General features: G+C 63.8%; 13 protein-coding genes and 1 pseudogene. 7 read left to right on the forward strand and 7 right to left on the reverse strand.

Going from position 1 to position 16,785, the window contains the following annotated elements:
• Positions 1-59: 59 nt before the first annotated feature.
• A complete protein-coding gene (locus tag AC5ZG1_RS29520) occupies positions 60-2,585 on the reverse strand; it encodes a glycogen/starch/alpha-glucan phosphorylase (RefSeq protein ID WP_496134869.1) in 2,526 nt (841 codons plus the stop codon).
• A 281-nt stretch (positions 2,586-2,866) separates the two neighbouring features.
• Between AC5ZG1_RS29520 and AC5ZG1_RS29525 the strand changes: the two genes are divergently transcribed.
• The gene (locus AC5ZG1_RS29525) at positions 2,867-3,097 is read left to right on the forward strand and encodes a hypothetical protein (RefSeq protein ID WP_496134870.1); all 231 of its coding nucleotides are present in this window, start codon (positions 2,867-2,869) and stop codon (positions 3,095-3,097) included.
• A 46-nt stretch (positions 3,098-3,143) separates the two neighbouring features.
• On the opposite strand, the gene AC5ZG1_RS29530 is transcribed toward AC5ZG1_RS29525, so the two are convergent.
• Positions 3,144-3,422 carry a GIY-YIG nuclease family protein gene (locus AC5ZG1_RS29530; protein ID WP_496134881.1) on the reverse strand — a complete coding sequence of 93 codons (279 nt, stop codon included), beginning with the start codon at positions 3,420-3,422 and terminating at the stop codon, positions 3,144-3,146.
• Between the two features lie 195 nt (positions 3,423-3,617).
• On the opposite strand from AC5ZG1_RS29530, the gene AC5ZG1_RS29535 reads away from it, so the two are divergent.
• Positions 3,618-4,049, forward strand: coding sequence for a hypothetical protein (locus AC5ZG1_RS29535; protein WP_028168034.1), 432 nt, complete (start codon positions 3,618-3,620; stop codon positions 4,047-4,049).
• A gap of 81 nt (positions 4,050-4,130) precedes the next feature.
• On the opposite strand, the gene AC5ZG1_RS29540 is transcribed toward AC5ZG1_RS29535, so the two are convergent.
• On the reverse strand, positions 4,131-4,934 hold the full coding sequence (locus tag AC5ZG1_RS29540; protein WP_496134871.1) for a DUF2865 domain-containing protein: 804 nt from the start codon (positions 4,932-4,934) through the stop codon (positions 4,131-4,133).
• A gap of 226 nt (positions 4,935-5,160) precedes the next feature.
• The gene (gene pyrE / locus AC5ZG1_RS29545) at positions 5,161-5,724 is read right to left on the reverse strand and encodes an orotate phosphoribosyltransferase (RefSeq protein WP_496134872.1); all 564 of its coding nucleotides are present in this window, start codon (positions 5,722-5,724) and stop codon (positions 5,161-5,163) included.
• 189 nt (positions 5,725-5,913) lie between these two features.
• Here pyrE and AC5ZG1_RS29550 point away from each other — a divergent pair, with 189 nt between their 5' ends.
• On the forward strand, positions 5,914-6,540 hold the full coding sequence (locus tag AC5ZG1_RS29550; RefSeq protein WP_496134873.1) for a glutathione S-transferase family protein: 627 nt from the start codon (positions 5,914-5,916) through the stop codon (positions 6,538-6,540).
• Positions 6,541-6,657: 117 nt separating this feature from the next.
• On the opposite strand, the gene AC5ZG1_RS29555 is transcribed toward AC5ZG1_RS29550, so the two are convergent.
• The 3 genes from AC5ZG1_RS29555 to AC5ZG1_RS29565 all read right to left on the reverse strand — a co-directional run bounded on the left by AC5ZG1_RS29555 (position 6,658) and on the right by AC5ZG1_RS29565 (position 11,620).
• Positions 6,658-7,290, reverse strand: a complete 633-nt coding sequence (locus AC5ZG1_RS29555; RefSeq protein ID WP_130228547.1) for a LysE family translocator — start codon at positions 7,288-7,290, stop codon at positions 6,658-6,660.
• A gap of 116 nt (positions 7,291-7,406) precedes the next feature.
• Positions 7,407-10,448, reverse strand: coding sequence for a DNA polymerase I (gene polA, locus AC5ZG1_RS29560; RefSeq protein WP_496134874.1), 3,042 nt, complete (start codon positions 10,446-10,448; stop codon positions 7,407-7,409).
• Between the two features lie 107 nt (positions 10,449-10,555).
• Positions 10,556-11,620 carry an acyltransferase family protein gene (locus AC5ZG1_RS29565; RefSeq protein ID WP_496134875.1) on the reverse strand — a complete coding sequence of 355 codons (1,065 nt, stop codon included), beginning with the start codon at positions 11,618-11,620 and terminating at the stop codon, positions 10,556-10,558.
• 179 nt (positions 11,621-11,799) lie between these two features.
• Here AC5ZG1_RS29565 and AC5ZG1_RS29570 point away from each other — a divergent pair, with 179 nt between their 5' ends.
• The 4 genes and pseudogenes from AC5ZG1_RS29570 to AC5ZG1_RS29585 all read left to right on the forward strand — a co-directional run.
• Positions 11,800-13,116, forward strand: coding sequence for a UDP-glucose dehydrogenase family protein (locus tag AC5ZG1_RS29570; protein WP_130228544.1), 1,317 nt, complete (start codon positions 11,800-11,802; stop codon positions 13,114-13,116).
• A gap of 120 nt (positions 13,117-13,236) precedes the next feature.
• Positions 13,237-15,711: an ATP-dependent helicase HrpB gene (gene hrpB / locus AC5ZG1_RS29575; RefSeq protein WP_496134876.1), complete on the forward strand. Its 2,475-nt coding sequence runs from the start codon at positions 13,237-13,239 to the stop codon at positions 15,709-15,711.
• Positions 15,712-15,929: 218 nt separating this feature from the next.
• Positions 15,930-16,445, forward strand: a complete 516-nt coding sequence (locus AC5ZG1_RS29580) for a TIGR02281 family clan AA aspartic protease (protein ID WP_130228542.1) — start codon at positions 15,930-15,932, stop codon at positions 16,443-16,445.
• Positions 16,446-16,603: 158 nt separating this feature from the next.
• Positions 16,604-16,785: pseudogene (locus AC5ZG1_RS29585) on the forward strand (phosphomannomutase/phosphoglucomutase); the annotation flags it as partial.

Here is a 16,785-nt window from a genome sequence, read left to right on the forward strand (position 1 = left end):
TCGCGACTGCTCGGCAGAATTCAATGATGTCGGAGGTAATCGATTTCCGCCGCGTGGGATTAGCGCTTGGCTCCCCACTGCGCCTGCTCCTTCAGCAGGCGCGGCGTCGGCGGCTTCACGGGCACGTTCCAGATCTCTTCGGCGTATTCGCGGATGGTGCGGTCGGAGGAGAACCACGGCATCCGCGCCACGTTGAGGATCGAGGCCCGGGTCCACGCCGGCACCACCTGCCAGCGCGCATCGATGGCGCGCTGGGTGTCGTAGTAGGAATCGAAGTCGGCGCTGACCATGTAATGGTCGAGATAGCGCAGCGCATGGCCGATCGAGGCGAAGCGGGCGGGATCGCCGGGCGAGAACGCGCCGCTCTCGATTGCGGTGATCGCACGCGCCAGCCGCGGCGAGCTGCCGATCAGGTCGCTGGCATCGAGCCCTTGCTTGCGGCGGACCATGACGTCGCCGGCTTCCATGCCGAAGATCGCGATATTCTCGGCGCCGACATGGTCGCGAATCTCGATATTGGCACCGTCGAGCGTGCCGATGGTCAGCGCGCCGTTGAGCGCGAGCTTCATGTTGCCGGTGCCGGAGGCTTCCATGCCGGCGGTCGAGATCTGCTCGGACAGGTCGGCGGCCGGGATGATCACCTCGGCCAGGCTGACATTGTAGTCGGCGAGGAAGGCGATCTTCAGCCGGCCATCGATCGCGGGATCGTTGTTGACGACTTCGGCGACGTCGTTGATCAGCTTGATGATCAGCTTGGCGTAGCGGTAGCTCGCCGCCGCCTTGCCGGCGAAGATTTTTACGCGCGGCACCCAGTCGCGCTGCGGCTCATCCTTGATCGCCTGGTACAGCGCGACCGCTTCCAGGATGTTCAGGAGTTGCCGCTTGTATTCATGGATGCGCTTGATCTGCACATCGAACAGCGCCGATGGGTCGACCTTGATGTGGTTGCGCTCGGCCATCAGCCGCGCCAGCAGCACCTTGTTGTGGCGCTTGACCTCGCGGAACTGTTGCTGGAACGCGTTGTCGCTGGCGTGGGACTCGAGCCGCTCGAACAGCGAGAAATCGTCGAGCACGGCTTCGCCGCAGACGTCGCGGATCAGGCCCGTGAGTCTCGGATTGGCCAGCATCAGCCAGCGGCGGAACGTGATGCCGTTGGTCTTGTTCGTGATGCGCGTGGGATAGAGATGGTGGAGATCGTGGAACACGGTCTCCTTCATCAGATCGGAATGCATCGCCGAGACGCCGTTGATGCGGTGCGAGCCGACAAAGGCGAGCTGTCCCATCCGCACTCGGCGGCCCGATTTCTCGTCGATCAGCGACACCGAGGCGCGGAATTCGATGTCGCCTGGGCAGCGCTCTTCGGCGAGCGCCAGATGCTGCACGTTGATGCGATAGATGATCTCGAGATGCCGCGGCAATAGCCGCTCGAACAGCTCGACCGGCCAGGTCTCCAGCGCCTCCGGCAGCAGCGTGTGGTTGGTGTAGGACAGCGTCGCGACAGTGATCTTCCACGCCTCGTCCCAGCGGAAATGGTGCAGGTCGACCAGGATCCGCATCAGCTCGGTGACGGCGAGGCTCGGATGGGTGTCGTTGAGCTGCACGGCCGCTTTCATCGCAAGGCTGCGGAGCTGGCCGTCGGCCGAAAGGTGCCGCTTCACCAGGTCCTGCAGCGAGGCCGAGACGAAGAAGTATTCCTGGCGCAGGCGCAGTTCGCGCCCCGCGGCGCTTTCGTCGTTCGGATAAAGGAATTTGCAGATCGCCTCGGCGCGCGCCTGCTCGGCGCTGGCTGAGACATAATCGCCGGTGTTGAAGACGTCGAGCTTCAATGGATCCGGCGCATGCGCCGACCACAGCCGCAGCGCGTTGACGCGCTGGCCGCGCCAGCCAACGATCGGCGTGTCGTAGGCCATCGCCTCCACGGTTTCCGCCGGGTGCCAGATGGCGCGGTCACGGCCGCCTTCGTCGACATGCTCGACGGTGCCGCCGAAATGGATGTTGTAGACGACTTCCGGACGCTGGAATTCCCAGGGATTGCCGAAGCCCAGCCACTCATCCGGATATTCCTGCTGCCAGCCGTGATTGATGATTTGGCGGAACAGGCCGAAATCGTAGCGGATGCCGTAGCCGATGGCGGGGATCGACAGCGTCGCCATGCTCTCCATGAAGCAGGCGGCGAGCCGCCCAAGGCCGCCATTGCCGAGCGCTGCGTCAGGCTCGCATCTGCGCAGTTCGTCGAGGCCGACGCCGAGATCGCCGAGTGCTCCCTCGAACACAGGCAAGAGGCCCATATTGTTGAGCGCGTCGGTGAACAGGCGGCCGATCAGAAATTCCAGCGAAAGATAATAGACCCGCTTGGCGCCGGCGTCGTAGCTCTCTTTTTCCGCCGTGAGCCAGCGATGGGTGATGCGGTCGCGCAGCGCAAGCGCCGCCGCCTTGTACCAATCGCGCTTGGTCGCCACGCTGGCGTCCTTGCCGATCTCCAGCCTCAGCTTGGCGAGGATCGCGCCCTTGATCTCTGCCAGCGCCAATTCATCGATCGGCTGATTGAGCGCCGGATAGCTTCCTGAGAAAGACTGTTCTTGCAACGCGGCAATCCTGAACTTTGGGGACTCGATCATGATCCGATGAGACGAAATCGGATCATGATCTAATCTTTCTGTTTGAGCATAACCTTTTCGGATCACGCTCCGGACAACGAATGATACGCGTCTTGCACTTCAATCGGAACCGCCCAGCCGGTTGTTGTGCACCGCGCTGGTATGATTTTATGCAAGGACCGGGCCGATTTTGCGACCTCAAGGCGACGGGCTTCGGTGGTATGGTTACATATTAGGCGGCACAACCACCGTCATCGAGAGGGACACCCATGAGACTGCTGATCGAGATCGCAGCCGCTGTGCTGTTCATCGTCTGCATCACCGTCACCAGTGCCGCTTTCGCCGCCGGCAGGCCCGGGCGCAGCGCCGACGGCTTGACCTGCGGCTTCAGCATGCCACCAAACGCAACTCCAGCCGTCCGTTGCGTCGCCATCAAGCGGCAATGCGGCGGCAGCTTTTACGCGAACTATTGTGGCGACAAGATGCTGTCGGCGATGTGAGACTGTCTTCGTCGTCCCGGGAAGGTCGGGACCATAACCACAGGACTTAGACTAGGTGCGATAAATCAGCCCATTCGAGATTGTTTTCTTCGATCAACCGAATCTTCCAATCACGCCGCCAAGTCTTCAACTGCTTTTCGCGCGCGATCGTTTCCTGCGGTGAAGCGTAGGTTTCCATGTAGACGAGGCGCGTTACGCCGTATTTCTTGACGAACTCCGATCCCCGTCCGGCGCGATGCTGCGTGAGACGATTGCCCAAGTTGTTGCAAACGCCGATATAAAGCGTCCCGTGGCGGCGGCTGGCGAGAATGTAAACGTAATAGATTGTGTCAGCAGCCATGGGATCGGCTCGCTTTCGCGACAATCGAACACTGGTGGTTATGGGTCCCGGCCTTCGCCGGGACGACGATGTGCGTGCATCAGAACAAATTAAGAACATTTTACAAGTATTTGATATCATTCTGATTCGGCGGCATCGCCGACACAACATCTATGGCCTGTCCGTTCTCGCGAGGACTACATGTCCACTATTGCCTTCGATCAATTCGCGCTCACCCGCATCGCCGACTTTGCCCGCTCGCTGTCGCGCCTGCATCAGGCGTCCCGCCGCCAATGGGTCGATGACGACCAGATCGACCGCGAGTTCAACGCGGTCTGCATGTCGATCTGGGGCTACACCATCGACGACATCAGCGACGACTTGTTCTCACCTGCGGATCACGCCTGGCTCGATTCACTCGATGAAGCGCATGCGCGCATCTTCGCCGCCGAGCAGGGCTATGACCTGGTCGAGGACCAGGGCATGCTGACGGACTGGTGGGGCTATTGCTGGATGATCCTCGCCGAAAAGCGCGGATTGCTGACGCCGGAAAACCGTGCCGCAGCGCGCGCGACAATCGAGGAGAAATATCTCGCCGCGCCGAATGTGATCGGGGTGATTGTCGGGCGGTAAAGTTTGCCTTCTTTGCTAAGTATCCACGCTGTCATTCCGGGTTCGATGCTTCGCATCGCCCGGGAATGACAGCTTAAGTCGCTAATTGACCTCCGCCCGCTTCGCCTTCGGCGCGGCCGATTTCGGCACGACGGAGACCGGTGCCGCGGGGTCATGGCTCGTGTCCGGCTGCGGCGCTTCGCCGACCGTCTCGGCCGCGACCGGCGCGACCTTCATCTCGCCGAGCCGGGCACGGAGTTCGGCGGTGAGACCGGGGTAGGATGCGACCGGCGTGAAGTCGGCGCTCTGGTTGTTGCCGACCCGGACGCCGGTATAAGCAACCAGGCCATCGGTGGTGGCGACCACGTCGCCGGCGCGAAGCGAGCTATCGAGGGTGAGGTCAACGGGCGCAAGGCCGGCGGGATCGCGGCCATTGCAGGTGCAGTCCGCGCGCAGCGACTTGCGGTAGGCGAAGGCGTTCTCGCTGTCGGCATAGCGTTCGCCGGTTGACGAGGTCGCGTAGTCGATGCTGCCGCCGTAGAAAACCTTGGTGGCTGTCGCTGGACAGAACGCCTGGCAGAGCTGAACCGGCGTCGCGCTGCCGCGCAAGGTCAGCGGGAAATATTTGCCGTCGCAGCTTCTGACACAAAACGCAGGGCCGGAACCGGCAACGCGGGCCGCCGGTGCGGCTTGCTGCGGCTGCTGCTGGTTGAGGCCGAACGGATCGAACAAACCGGGTTGCGACTGGCCCTGATGGGCCTGCTGCCTCTGCAAGCCGCCAAAGAGGAAATCGAGCAGGTTTTCCGCCGAGACATGTGCCGGCGCGAGCGTCATCGCGCCCGCAAGGGCGGCGGCAACTAGCGTCAGATGGCGCCGCACGCGCCGATCAGCAAACCCTCTACGCAACGCCAACTCCACCCGACAGAGCCAACAGTGCCGAGACGTCGTCTCCGCGCGATTCACCCTAGTGTCGGATGGTAAACGAGCAGTTGATTGCGGAAGAACTAAGGAGATGGGCGTAATCTGCCGCGGTGTGCCGATGAGGCAACACTCGATCATGATCCGTTTAACGGATCATCATCTCGTCTCTTTGTTTGAGCATGCACCGGTTTCCACTTTTCCGGATCATGCTCTAGCTCTTGAGGAACTCGCCCGCTTTGTACAACGAGCGGAACGGAAGGCCGGCTTCCGCGAACGTTTCTGTTGCGCCTTCCTCGCGGTCGACCATGGTGAAGACCAGCGCGACCTCGCCGCCGGCCTCGCGCACGGCTTCCACCGCCTTCATCGCCGAGCCGCCGGTGGTGGTGACGTCCTCGACGATCACGATGCGCTTGCCCTGCAGCGTCTCGCCTTTGGCAAGTCCCTCGACCGCTAGCTTCGCACCATGCTCCTTCGGCTTCTTGCGCACGAAGAAGGCCGCGATCGGATGGCCCTTGATCCAGGAGAGCTGCGCGATCGCGCCCGCGAGCGGCACAGCGCCCATCTCCAACCCACCGACGAAATCAAGATTGTCGTCTTTCAGCGCTTCATAAGTGAGTTCGGCAAGCAATGCGGCGCCCTCGGGATCCAGCATCGTCGGCTTGAGGTTGAAATAGAAATCGCTCTTGCGGCCCGAGGCCAGCGTGATCTCGCCGCGCCCGAAAGAGCGCTTACGGACGATCTCGGCGAGGCGGGCGCGGGCGGCTGATTTGGACAAAGGCGGCTTTCCGGGTCGTTTACGGTGGCGCGCAATCTATCGGCGGTCGTGGCGAGATTCCAGCGCCGAAAGCTCCCCGTCAACAACGCCAGCGTCACACGGGGCGCGGATCGATATTCGTAAAGGGCCGTTGTAACCGCGTCCGGTTCCGCGCTAGGGAAGCCTCAAACGATTGTGGGGGAAGCGAAAATGACCATCGAGCTGCACACCTGGAACACGCCGAATGGCCGCAAAATCTCGGTTGCGCTGGAGGAGATGGGGCTGCCCTACCAAGTGTTCCCGGTGAACATCACCAAGGGCGAGCAGATGGCGCCAAGCTTCCTCGAAATCAGCCCGAACAACAAGATTCCCGCAATCGTCGACCCGGACGGCCCCGGCGGCAAGCGGGTCAGCGTATTCGAATCGGGCGCGATCCTGTTCTATCTCGGCGAGAAGACCGGAAAGTTCCTGCCCAAGCCTTTGATCGAGCGCATCCCGGTCTATGAATGGCTGATGTGGCAGATGGGCGGTTTTGGTCCGATGCCGGGCCAGGTGCACCATTTCATCGCGCTCGAGAACGAGCAGGACCGCGCCTATGGCCTGAAGCGCTTCATGACCGAGACACTCCGCCTCTACGGCGTGCTGAACCGCCGGCTCGAAGGCCGCGACTTCGTCGCCGGCGATCTGTCGGTCGCCGATTTCGCCATCCTCGGCTGGGCCTGGCGCCACCCGCGGCACAAGGTCAATCTCGGCGATTTCCCCAATGTCGAGCGCTGGTACAACAAGCTGATGGCGCGTCCCGGCGTGAAGCGCGGCATGGAAGCGAAGCTGGATTGATCTTCGTCATTGCCGGGCTTGACCCGGCAATCCATCTCCTTCGCAAAATCGCTCTTTGGTATCTGCTTCCGCAGAAGATGGATGCGCGGGTCAAGCCCGCGCATGACGAGCGAGGACTCACGCTCTCCTCGCCTCGAACGCCATCTTCATCGCAAGCCCCGCCAGCACCGTGCCCATCAGCCAGCGCTGCAGCAGCAGCCAGGCCGGCCGCGTGCCGAGAAACAGCGCGATCGAACCGGCAGCGAGCGCGATTATCGCGTTGACGCTGACGCTGATCGCGATCTGGGTCACGCCGAGCGCGAGCGACTGCGTCAGCACGCTGCCCGTGGGATCGATGAACTGCGGCAGCAGCGCCAGATAGAGCATCGCGATCTTGGGGTTCAGCAGGTTGGTGACGAATCCCATCGCGAACAGCTTCCGGGGGCTGTCGACCTGGAGCTTCTTCACCTGGAACGGCGAACGTCCGCCGGGTTTCAGCGCCTGCCACGCCAGCCACAACAGATAGGCCGCGCCGGCAAAGCGCAGCGCGTCATAGGCGTAGGGGATCGCGAACAACAGCGCGGTGATGCCGAATGCCGCTGATAGCATGTAGAACACGAAGCCGAGCGCCACCCCGCCGAGCGACACGATCCCGGCTGCCGGCCCCTGCGTGATCGAGCGCGAGATCAGGTAGATCATGTTCGGCCCCGGCGTTAGCACCATGCCGAGCGAGAGCAGCGCAAAACCGAGCAAGGCGGAGGTGTGAGGCATCAGGAACTCGCGGGAGGATGCACGTTTCTAACGCGCGTCGTGCCGCTAGGCCATTGCGCAATTGCTCCGAGTGCATTTTTGCTGTCGTCGTCCCTCTGGGCGACGACAGAGAGAGCTCAATGCGCCTCGTCCCAATTGTTGGCGGCGCGGGCGTCGACCTGCAGCGGCAGCGACAGGATCACGGCCGGGAAGGGCGCGTCCTGCATTACATGCTGCACGACCGGCAGGGTTGCCGCGACTTCCTCGTCGGGGACCTCGAAGATCAGTTCGTCATGCACCTGCAACAGCATCTGCGCGGATAGCTTCTTCTCGGCGAGCGCGTCCTCGATGCGGGTCATAGCGCGGCGGATGATGTCGGCGGCCGAGCCCTGCAGGCGGGCGTTGATCGCGGCGCGCTCGTTGAAGGCGCGGACCGAGGCGTTGCTGGCCTTGATGTCGGGGTAGTAGCATTTGCGGCCGAACAGCGTGGTGACATAGCCGTTGCGGCGGCAGAAATCCTTGGTCTCATCCATATAGGCGCGGATGCCCGGGAAGCGCTCGAAATACTTCCTGATGTAGGCGGAAGCCTCTTCACGCGCGATGCCGAGCTGGTTGGCGAGGCCGAACGCCGAGATGCCGTAGATGATGCCGAAATTGATCGCCTTGGCGCGGCGGCGCACTTCGCTCGGCATGTCCTTGATCGGCACGCCGAACATCTCGGACGCCGTCATGGCATGAATGTCGAGGCCGTCGCGGAACGCCTGCTTCAGCACGGGGATGTCGGCGATCTCCGCGAGCAGCCGCAGCTCGATCTGCGAATAATCCGCCGATACCAGCTTGTGCCCGGGCGTCGCGACAAAGGCGCGGCGGATCTTCCTGCCGTCCTCGGTGCGCACGGGGATGTTCTGCAGGTTCGGCTCGTTCGACGACAGCCGCCCCGTGGTGGTCGCAGCCAGCGCGTAGGTGGTGTGGACGCGATGGGTCTGCGGATTGACGTAGGTCGGCAGCGCGTCGGTATAGGTCGATTTCAGCTTCGAGACCTGCCGCCATTCCAGGATCTTCTTCGGGAATTCGTGGCCCTGCTCGGCGAGGTCGTCCAGCACCTGCGCGGTCGTCGACCACGCGCCGGTCTTGGTCTTCGTGCCGCCGGGCAATCCCATCTTGCCGAACAGGATGTCGCCGATCTGCTTGGGGCTGCCGACATTGATCGGCTCCCCGGCGATCTCCTGGACCTCCGCCTCGACGCGCGCCGCGGTCTGGGCGAAATCGCCTGACAGCCGCGACAGCACCTGGCGGTCGATCGAGATGCCGCGCCGCTCCATCCGCGCCAGCACGGAGACCAGCGGCCGCTCCAGCGTCTCGTAGACGCTCGCCATCCGCTCCGCGACCAGGCGGGGCTTCAATACGCGCCACAGCCGCAGGATCACGTCGGCGCCCTCGGCGCAGTGCTCGGTCGCCTTGTCGATCGCAACCTGGTCAAACGTCAGTCTGTTCTTGCCGCTACCGGTCAGCCCGTTCTCGGCGAGCACCGCATGCCCGAGCCAACGCTCGGCCAGCGATTCCAGCGCATGAGAGCCGCGGCCGGCGTCGAGCACGTAGGAGATCAACTGTGCATCGTCAAAGTTGCGCAGCGTGATGCCGGCTTGCGCCAGCACCACCGCGTTGAACTTGACGTCGAAGCCGACCTTCAGGATGCCCTGCGATTCCAGGATCGGCCGCAAGGCTTCGATCGCCTGCTCGAACTTGATCTGGTCCGGCGCCAATCCCGCGTCGAACAGCCCGCTGCCTCCGCCCGCCTGCTTGTGGGCGAGCGGGATATAGGCGGCGTCGTCGGGGCCGAGTGCGAGCGCAATGCCGGAAATCTCCGCCTGCATTGGATCGATCGAATTCGCCTTCGCCTGGACCGCGACATGGCCGGTATCATGGATCCGCGCGATGAAGGCGCCCAGCTGATCGAGGCTCTTGATCGTCAGGTATTTGCTGCGATCGATTTTCGTCCTGCGCGCCGCCTCCGCGCGCGCTTCGGCGAGCGCGATCGGCGTGCCCTTGAGGCTTGAGGCCTTGTCTTCCTTGCCCGCAGGCTTGTTACGCTCTTTGGCGGCAGGCGCGCCCTGCGTGGGCCCGCCGGGACCCGGCGCGGGCTCGACGTCGGAAGGAGGCAGCGGCGAGAACACGCTCGCGCCGCTCTTGTTGCCGGGATCGGGCTCGATATCGGACGGGTCGATCTGCGAATATTCGGCGACGCGGCGGGTCAGAGTCGAAAACTCCATCGCCTTCAGGAACGCGATCAGCCGGCGCGGATCCGGCTCATGCACGGCGAGGTCGTCGAGCGGCACCTCGAGCTCGACCTTGTCGTCGAGCAGCACAAGCTGGCGCGAGATGCGCGCCTTCTCGGCATTTTCGACCAGCGCCTCGCGACGCTTCGGCTGCTTGATCTCGCCGGCGCGGCTCAGCAGGGATTCGAGATCGCCATATTCGGTGATGAGCTGCGCCGCGGTCTTGACGCCGATGCCGGGCACGCCGGGCACGTTATCAGTGGAATCGCCGGCCAGGGCCTGTACCTCGACCACCTTTTCCGGCGGCACGCCGAACTTCTCGATCACTTCGGGAATGCCGATGCGGCGATCCTTCATGGTGTCGTACATGCTGACGCAGTCGGTGACGAGCTGCATCAGGTCCTTGTCGGAGGACACGATCGTCGCGCTCGCGCCGCGCTCGCAGGCGATCCGGACATAGGTCGCGATGAGGTCGTCGGCCTCATAGCCGACCTGCTCCAGGCAGGGCAGGTCGAAGGCCCGGACCGCCTCGCGGATCAGCGCGAATTGCGGGATCAGGTCATCGGGCGCCGGCGGCCGGTGCGCCTTGTAGTCGGGATAGATCTTGTTGCGGAAGGTGATCTCGGACTTGTCGAAGACGATGGCGAGATGGGTCGGCCGATTGTCCTCGGGCATCTCGCGCAGGAGCTTCCACAGCATGTTGCAGAAGCCGAGCACGGCATTGACCTGCAGTCCGTCGGACTTGCGGTTCAGCGGTGGCAGGGCGTGGTAGGCGCGGAAGATGTAGGAGGAACCGTCGACCAGGAACACATGGTGGCCCTTGGCCGGAGCCTTGGCGGCAACGGGCTTGGGGGCGGCTTTGGGTTCTGTCTTGGCTGAGGTCTTGGAGGCTGATTTCGGCATGGCCGAAATTTAGGGATTTTTGCAGCAAATGACAGCCTTCAGGTGCCGAATTTTGGCGAACCGCACACCTTCGTCGTCCCGGGGTCAAGCCTGGGACGACGACCAAATTATTCGGCCGCCTGCAATACTGCCGCTTTCTTCGGCGCGATCCAGAACGCGGCGGGGCGCTCGAACAGGAAGTTGGCGCGGACAGCGAGTGCGATGCGCCAGATCACCAGTGCGCCGACGAGACCGGTGATGGTGACGAGCAGCGAGATCAGACCGATGTCGTGGATCGCGCCGCTGCGCAACAGGCCGACCCGTGCGATCACCATCGGCAGGAAGAAGGCGAGATAGATCACGATCGAATGCTCGCCGCAAAAGCGCAAGGCCGTGAGCCACTTCATCCGTGCCAGCAGCGTCCCGGTGACGACGATGGCAAAGGCGCCCGCAAATCCCAGTACCAGCGAGACGAGCGGCCATTCGCTCACCCCCGCGATCACCAGGGCGCCATTGACCAGCACCCACAGCGCGAGCCCGATCAGCGCCAACGTCGGCGCGGAGCGTGCACGGTTCGACAGCTTGAAGACGGTGGGCGCAAGGAGATAGCCGGCATAGAAATAGACGAAGCGCGCGCAGAATTCGTCGATCACGGTCCAGCCGGTCACCACATGCGCCATCTCGAGTCCGGCGGCCAGCGCCAGAATCGCGAGCGGCGGCAGATTGCGTGTCAGTTTTGTGACGACGAAGAAGATCGGCAGCAGATAGATGAACCACAGCGTGCCGAAAGGTTCGATGAAGGATTCGAGATAGAGGTAGCCGGTATGGCTCCAGCTCGTTTCGGCGGCAAAGGCCGGCGCCTTGAACGCAAACTGGATCGTCACCCAGAGCACGTAGAAATAGGCGAAGTGGACGACCTTGCGGTCGAGATAGGTGCGCCAGTCACGGTCGATCACGAGCGAGAGGAACAGGCCCGAAATCAGGAAAAAATCCGGCATCCGGAACGGTTTGGCGAACATGACAAACGCGTGCATGAAACCGGTCTCGCCGGCGGCGGCTTCCACGCCCAGGACCGAGTGCATCATCACGACCATGACGATGCAGATGCCCTTGGCGTAGTCCACCCAATCGATGCGCCCGTCCGGCGAGGTGGCGGAACGCAGGCTCGCGGAGGTTGTCCCGTTTGCGGTCATGACTGTCCTGTTTCGGCGCGCATTTGGCGCATCTTCGGCCGGATCGGTTGCTATCGCCTTTATTCATACAAATGACATGCCGCTCGTGCCTGCTTTTTGCCGTTTCCTCCGGGCCGGCAAATGTTCTAAGACGCTGGCCGGAGTTGCGGAATCGTTAACGATAGCAAGCGGGTGGTTTCATGCGCATCGCCATGATTGGCACGGGTTATGTGGGACTGGTCTCTGGCGCGTGTTTTGCGGATTTCGGACACCACGTCACCTGCGTGGACAAGGATGTCGAGAAGATCAACGCCCTGCGCCGCGGCGAAATCCCGATCTTCGAGCCGGGGCTGGACGCTTTGGTCGCCGCCAATGTGAAGGCGAGGCGGCTCGACTTCACCACCGATCTGAAGGACCCGGTCGCCGACGCTGACGCGGTCTTCATCGCCGTCGGTACGCCGTCGCGCCGCGGCGACGGCCATGCCGACCTCTCTTACGTCTATGCCGCCGCCCGCGAGATCGCCGGTGCGCTCAAAGGCTTCACGGTGGTGGTGACCAAATCGACCGTGCCGGTCGGCACCGGCGACGAGGTCGAGCGCCTGATCCGCGAAGCCAACCCGGCCGCCGACGTCGCGGTCGCCTCGAATCCGGAATTCCTGCGCGAGGGCGCCGCGATCCGCGACTTCAAATTCCCGGACCGCATCGTGGTCGGCACATCAGATGAGCGCGCGCGGAAAGTGCTCGGCGATGTCTACCGGCCGCTGTCGCTCAACCAGGCGCCGCTGATGTATACGGCGCGGCGCACGGCGGAGCTGATCAAATACGCCGCCAACGCATTCCTGGCGACCAAGATCACCTTCATCAACGAGATCGCCGATCTCTCCGAAAAGGTCGGCGCCGACGTCCAGGAAGTCGCGCGCGGCATCGGGCTCGACAACCGCATCGGCTCCAAGTTCCTGCATGCCGGCCCCGGTTTCGGCGGCTCCTGCTTTCCCAAGGATACCCGCGCGCTGATCAAGATCGCGCAGGACCATGACGTGAATTTGCGCATCGTGGAGGCCGTGCTCGGCGTCAACGACAACCGCAAGCGCGCGATGGCGCGCAAGGTTGCGGGCCTCGCCGGCAATTTGCGCGGCAAGACGGTGGCCGTGCTCGGTCTCACCTTCAAGCCGGAGACCGACGACATGCGGGAAGCACCCTCCATCCCGATCGTCACCGGCCTGTTGGACATGGGCGCAAAAGTGCGGGCGCATGATCCTGTCGGCATTGAGCAGGCGCGCAAGGAGCTGCCGGATATCGAGTATTGCGATGATCCCTATGAATGCGTGACCGGCGCCGACGCCATGGTCGTCGTCACCGAGTGGGTACAATACCGCACGCTTGACCTTGAGCGGCTGAAGAACCTGTTGCGGCAGCCGGTCGTGGTCGATCTCCGCAACATCTACCGCCCCGAGGATATGGCCGCGCACGGCTTCAGCTATGAGAGCGTTGGCCGCGCAGCCGAACCGCCGGTTTGACGATTATTACTTTTCGTCATGGCCGGGCTTGTCCCGGCCATCCACGTTCTGTTTTCTCCTTTTCGGCAAGAGAGACGTGGATGCCCGGGACAAGCCCGGGCATGACGACGTGGTGAGGCCGTGCCCCGTCATTTCGACACTCCACTTCCCATTGACGCAGCGCTCGGCGAGCTCGCGGCGACGCTTGCGGCGAAGAATACGGCCGTGCTCGTCGCGCCGCCCGGCGCCGGCAAGACCACGCGGGTGCCGCTGGCGCTGCTCGACGAGCCCTGGACCAACGGCAAGAAGATCATCGTGTTGGAGCCGCGGCGGATCGCGGCGCGCGCCAGCGCCGAGCGCATGGCGCGGACGCTTGGCGAGCGGGTTGGCGAAACCGTCGGGTATCGCGTTCGCTTCGGCTCGAAAGTGTCGCGCGCCACCCGCATCGAGGTCGTCACCGAAGGCATCTTCTCGCGCCAGATCCTCGGCGATCCCGAACTCACAGGCATTGCCGCAGTCCTGTTCGACGAATTTCATGAGCGCTCGCTCGATGCCGATCTGGGACTCGCGCTGGCGCGCGACGCGCAGCAGGGCTTGCGCGAGGATCTTCGCCTGCTCGTGATGTCGGCAACGCTCGACGGCGCACGTGTCGCCAAGCTGCTGGGCGATGCACCTGTTGTTGAGAGTGAAGGCCGCGCCTTTCCAGTGGAGACGCGTTATCTGGGTCGCAAGATGGACGTTCCGCTGGAGCGGCAGATGGCGGAGGCGATCTCAATAGCGCTTCGCGCCGACCCCGGCTCGGTGCTCGCGTTCCTGCCGGGCGCTGCCGAAATCCGACGCACGCAGAATTTTCTCGAAGAACGCATCCGCGACGCTGCGATCGAGATCGTGCCGCTGTTCGGCGCGCTCGATGCCAGCGTTCAGGACAGCGCCATCGCGCCGGCACCCAAGGGTCACCGCAAGGTGGTGCTGGCGACCTCGATCGCCGAGACCTCGCTGACCATCGAGGGTGTGCGCATTGTCGTGGATTCCGGCATGTCGCGCGTTCCGCGCTACGAGCCCGACATCGCCTTGACGCGCCTCGAGACCGTGCGCGCTTCGCGTGCCGCGGTCGATCAGCGCCGCGGCCGCGCCGGCCGTACCGAGCCCGGTGTCTGCTACCGGCTGTGGGACGAGCCGCAGACCGCCTCGCTCGCGCCCTACACCCAGCCCGAGATCCTGTCCGCCGACCTGTCCTCGCTCGTGCTCGACCTCGCGCAATGGGGTGTCAGCGATGCGTCCGGCCTTGCGTTCCTCGATCCGCCGCCGCTGCCGGCCTGGAACGAAGCAAGCGTGCTCCTGCGCGAACTCGGCGCGCTCGATGCCGGCGGCCGGATCACGGCGGAAGGCAACAGCCTGCGTGCGCTGGCGCTGCCGCCGCGGCTCGCCCGCATGATCGTGGATTCGGCGCGGTTTGGCGCGGCGGCAGGAGCCGCGGAGATCGCAGCGGTGCTCACCGAGCGCGGGCTCGGCGGCGACAGTGTCGATCTTGATGTCAGGCTCGATCAGTTCCGTCGCGATCGCTCGCAGCGGGCCTCGAGCGCGCGCAGCCTCGCGCAGCGCTGGGCTTCGCAGGTGACGTCGTCGAAAGCGTCCGAGGCCATAGGCGAGCTCTCCACCGGCACGATGCTGGCCTTCGCCTTTCCCGATCGCGTCGCGCGCAACCGCGGCAATGGCAGCTTTGTGCTCGCCAACGGCCGCGGCGCCAGCGTCGAGCAGACGTCCTCACTTGCGCGTTCATCCTATATCGCAGTCGGAGAGTTGACCGGCACCGCGGCGAGCGGCCGGATCCTGCTGGCGGCGCCGATCACTCTGGAAGAGATCGAGCTGCGTTTCGCAGGTGAGATCGAGACTACGGAAGATATTTCGTTCGACCGAAGTGCGATGGCGCTGCGCGCGCGGCGCAGGCGCACGCTGCGTGCGATCACGCTGTCGGAAGCGCCGGTGGCGCTGTCCCCGTCGGCGGAGACTGCACGCGTGCTCGCAGATGGCTTGATCGCTGCGGGCCTCGACAAGTTGCCGTGGTCAAAGCACGCCAAGCAATGGCGCGACCGCGTGATGTTCCTGCGCAAGGCCGAAGGCGATAGCTGGCCGGATCTGTCGGATGAGGCGCTGGCGCGGGAGCGCGAGACCTGGCTGGTGCCTGCGCTTTACGACAAGACTTCGCTCAAGGAGTTGTCGGCCGGCGATCTCTCGGATGCGCTGATGACGCTGTTGCCCTGGAATCTACGTGCCCGGCTGGAGCAGGAGGCGCCGACCCATTTCGAGGCGCCGACGGGCAGCCAGCTTGCGATCGACTACGAGGCCGAGCAGGGCCCGACCATCGCGGTCCGGCTGCAGGAATTGTTCGGGCTCAACGTCCATCCATCGATCGCGAAGGGCGCTGTGCCGCTGGTGCTGGAATTGCTGTCACCGGCGCAGCGCCCGGTGCAGGTGACGCGGGATCTGCCAGGCTTCTGGCGCGGCAGCTACAGTGCCGTGCGTGCCGATCTACGCGGGCGCTACCCGAAGCACCCATGGCCGGAGGACCCTGCCAATGCCGTGCCGACGCGTCGGGCCAAGCCGCGCGGGACGTAGTCCTCGCTTCGTCATTGCCGGGCTTGACCCGGCAATCCATCCCAAGAAGCTTTTCTGAAGATCGTTGGATACGCGGGTCAAGCCCGCGTATGACGGCGTTGCCGTTAACGCTTCACTCATCATTTTCGCGAAAATGGCAGGCTCCATCGCCGCTGCCGGTCGCGAGACGGCGGATGGCGTGGTGAAATCGGCCAGTTCCTGGAAATCTGCGTGGCGTCATGCGTAACATAATGATCCTTGCCGCCATCCTGGTCGGCCTCGGCAGCTTCATGGCGCAGATGGCGGACAAGATGACGCCGGCCTCCGCGTCCGCCACGACCGCTTCGAAGAGTATCCCCGTTCAGACCGTGGCGCAGGGCGGCGGCCGCACGCTGAGCATTCCTCGCGACCCCCGCGGACATTTTGCGACGGACGGCCGCATCGACGGCCAGCGCATCGACTTCATGGTCGACACCGGCGCCTCGCTTGTTGCGCTCAATGAGAAATCCGCCGCGCGCTTCGGCCTGCGCCCGTCGCGCGGCGACTACACCGCCACCGTCACCACCGCCAACGGCACCATCAAGGCCGCGCGCGCCCGCCTCGCCATGATCGATCTCGGCGGCCTCATCGTCCGCGACGTCGACGCCATGGTGCTGCCCGACGAAGCGCTTTCCGAAAACCTGCTCGGCCTGTCCTTCCTGTCCAAGCTGAAGCGCTTCGAATATGCCAACGGCAGGCTCGTGCTGGAGCAGTAAGATAGCTTGCTACCGCGATCGAAATCGCCAGTGATCGCTGACGCCATTTATGCCTTCTGAGTGGGCATTTCCCGGCCAACAAATCCGCCGCAATTGTCGGCCAATAGCAGCCGATCCCACCTTTCGCCGCAGTCCGCCTTTGGCTATTGGCTGCAGCATTGACCATCACGCTCTCGCGAGGCTGCTACAAGATGTTTCCAAAGCCCAAGCCCGTTCTGGTTCCGAACACCTATGCCTTCGAATCCGAGCCGATGGTGAAGCCGACCGGGTTTCGCGAATATGACGCGCGCTGGCTGTTCGGCAAGGAAATCAATCTGATGGGCGTGCAGGCGCTGGGCAT

It is taken from the genome of Bradyrhizobium sp. Leo78 (genome assembly GCF_059512425.1).

What these genes read in the sequence shown, in the direction of transcription:
- AC5ZG1_RS29535 (WP_028168034.1), top strand. Translation starts at nt 3,618, where the DNA reads ATGTCCACTATTGCCTTCGATCAATTCGCGCTCACCCGCATCGCCGAC.
- AC5ZG1_RS29555 (WP_130228547.1), bottom strand. Translation starts at nt 7,290, where the DNA reads ATGCCTCACACCTCCGCCTTGCTCGGTTTTGCGCTGCTCTCGCTCGGC.
- AC5ZG1_RS29580 (WP_130228542.1), top strand. Translation starts at nt 15,930, where the DNA reads ATGCGTAACATAATGATCCTTGCCGCCATCCTGGTCGGCCTCGGCAGC.
- AC5ZG1_RS29570 (WP_130228544.1), top strand. Translation starts at nt 11,800, where the DNA reads ATGCGCATCGCCATGATTGGCACGGGTTATGTGGGACTGGTCTCTGGC.
- AC5ZG1_RS29565 (WP_496134875.1), bottom strand. Translation starts at nt 11,620, where the DNA reads ATGACCGCAAACGGGACAACCTCCGCGAGCCTGCGTTCCGCCACCTCG.
- AC5ZG1_RS29550 (WP_496134873.1), top strand. Translation starts at nt 5,914, where the DNA reads ATGACCATCGAGCTGCACACCTGGAACACGCCGAATGGCCGCAAAATC.
- AC5ZG1_RS29525 (WP_496134870.1), top strand. Translation starts at nt 2,867, where the DNA reads ATGAGACTGCTGATCGAGATCGCAGCCGCTGTGCTGTTCATCGTCTGC.
- polA (WP_496134874.1), bottom strand. Translation starts at nt 10,448, where the DNA reads ATGCCGAAATCAGCCTCCAAGACCTCAGCCAAGACAGAACCCAAAGCC.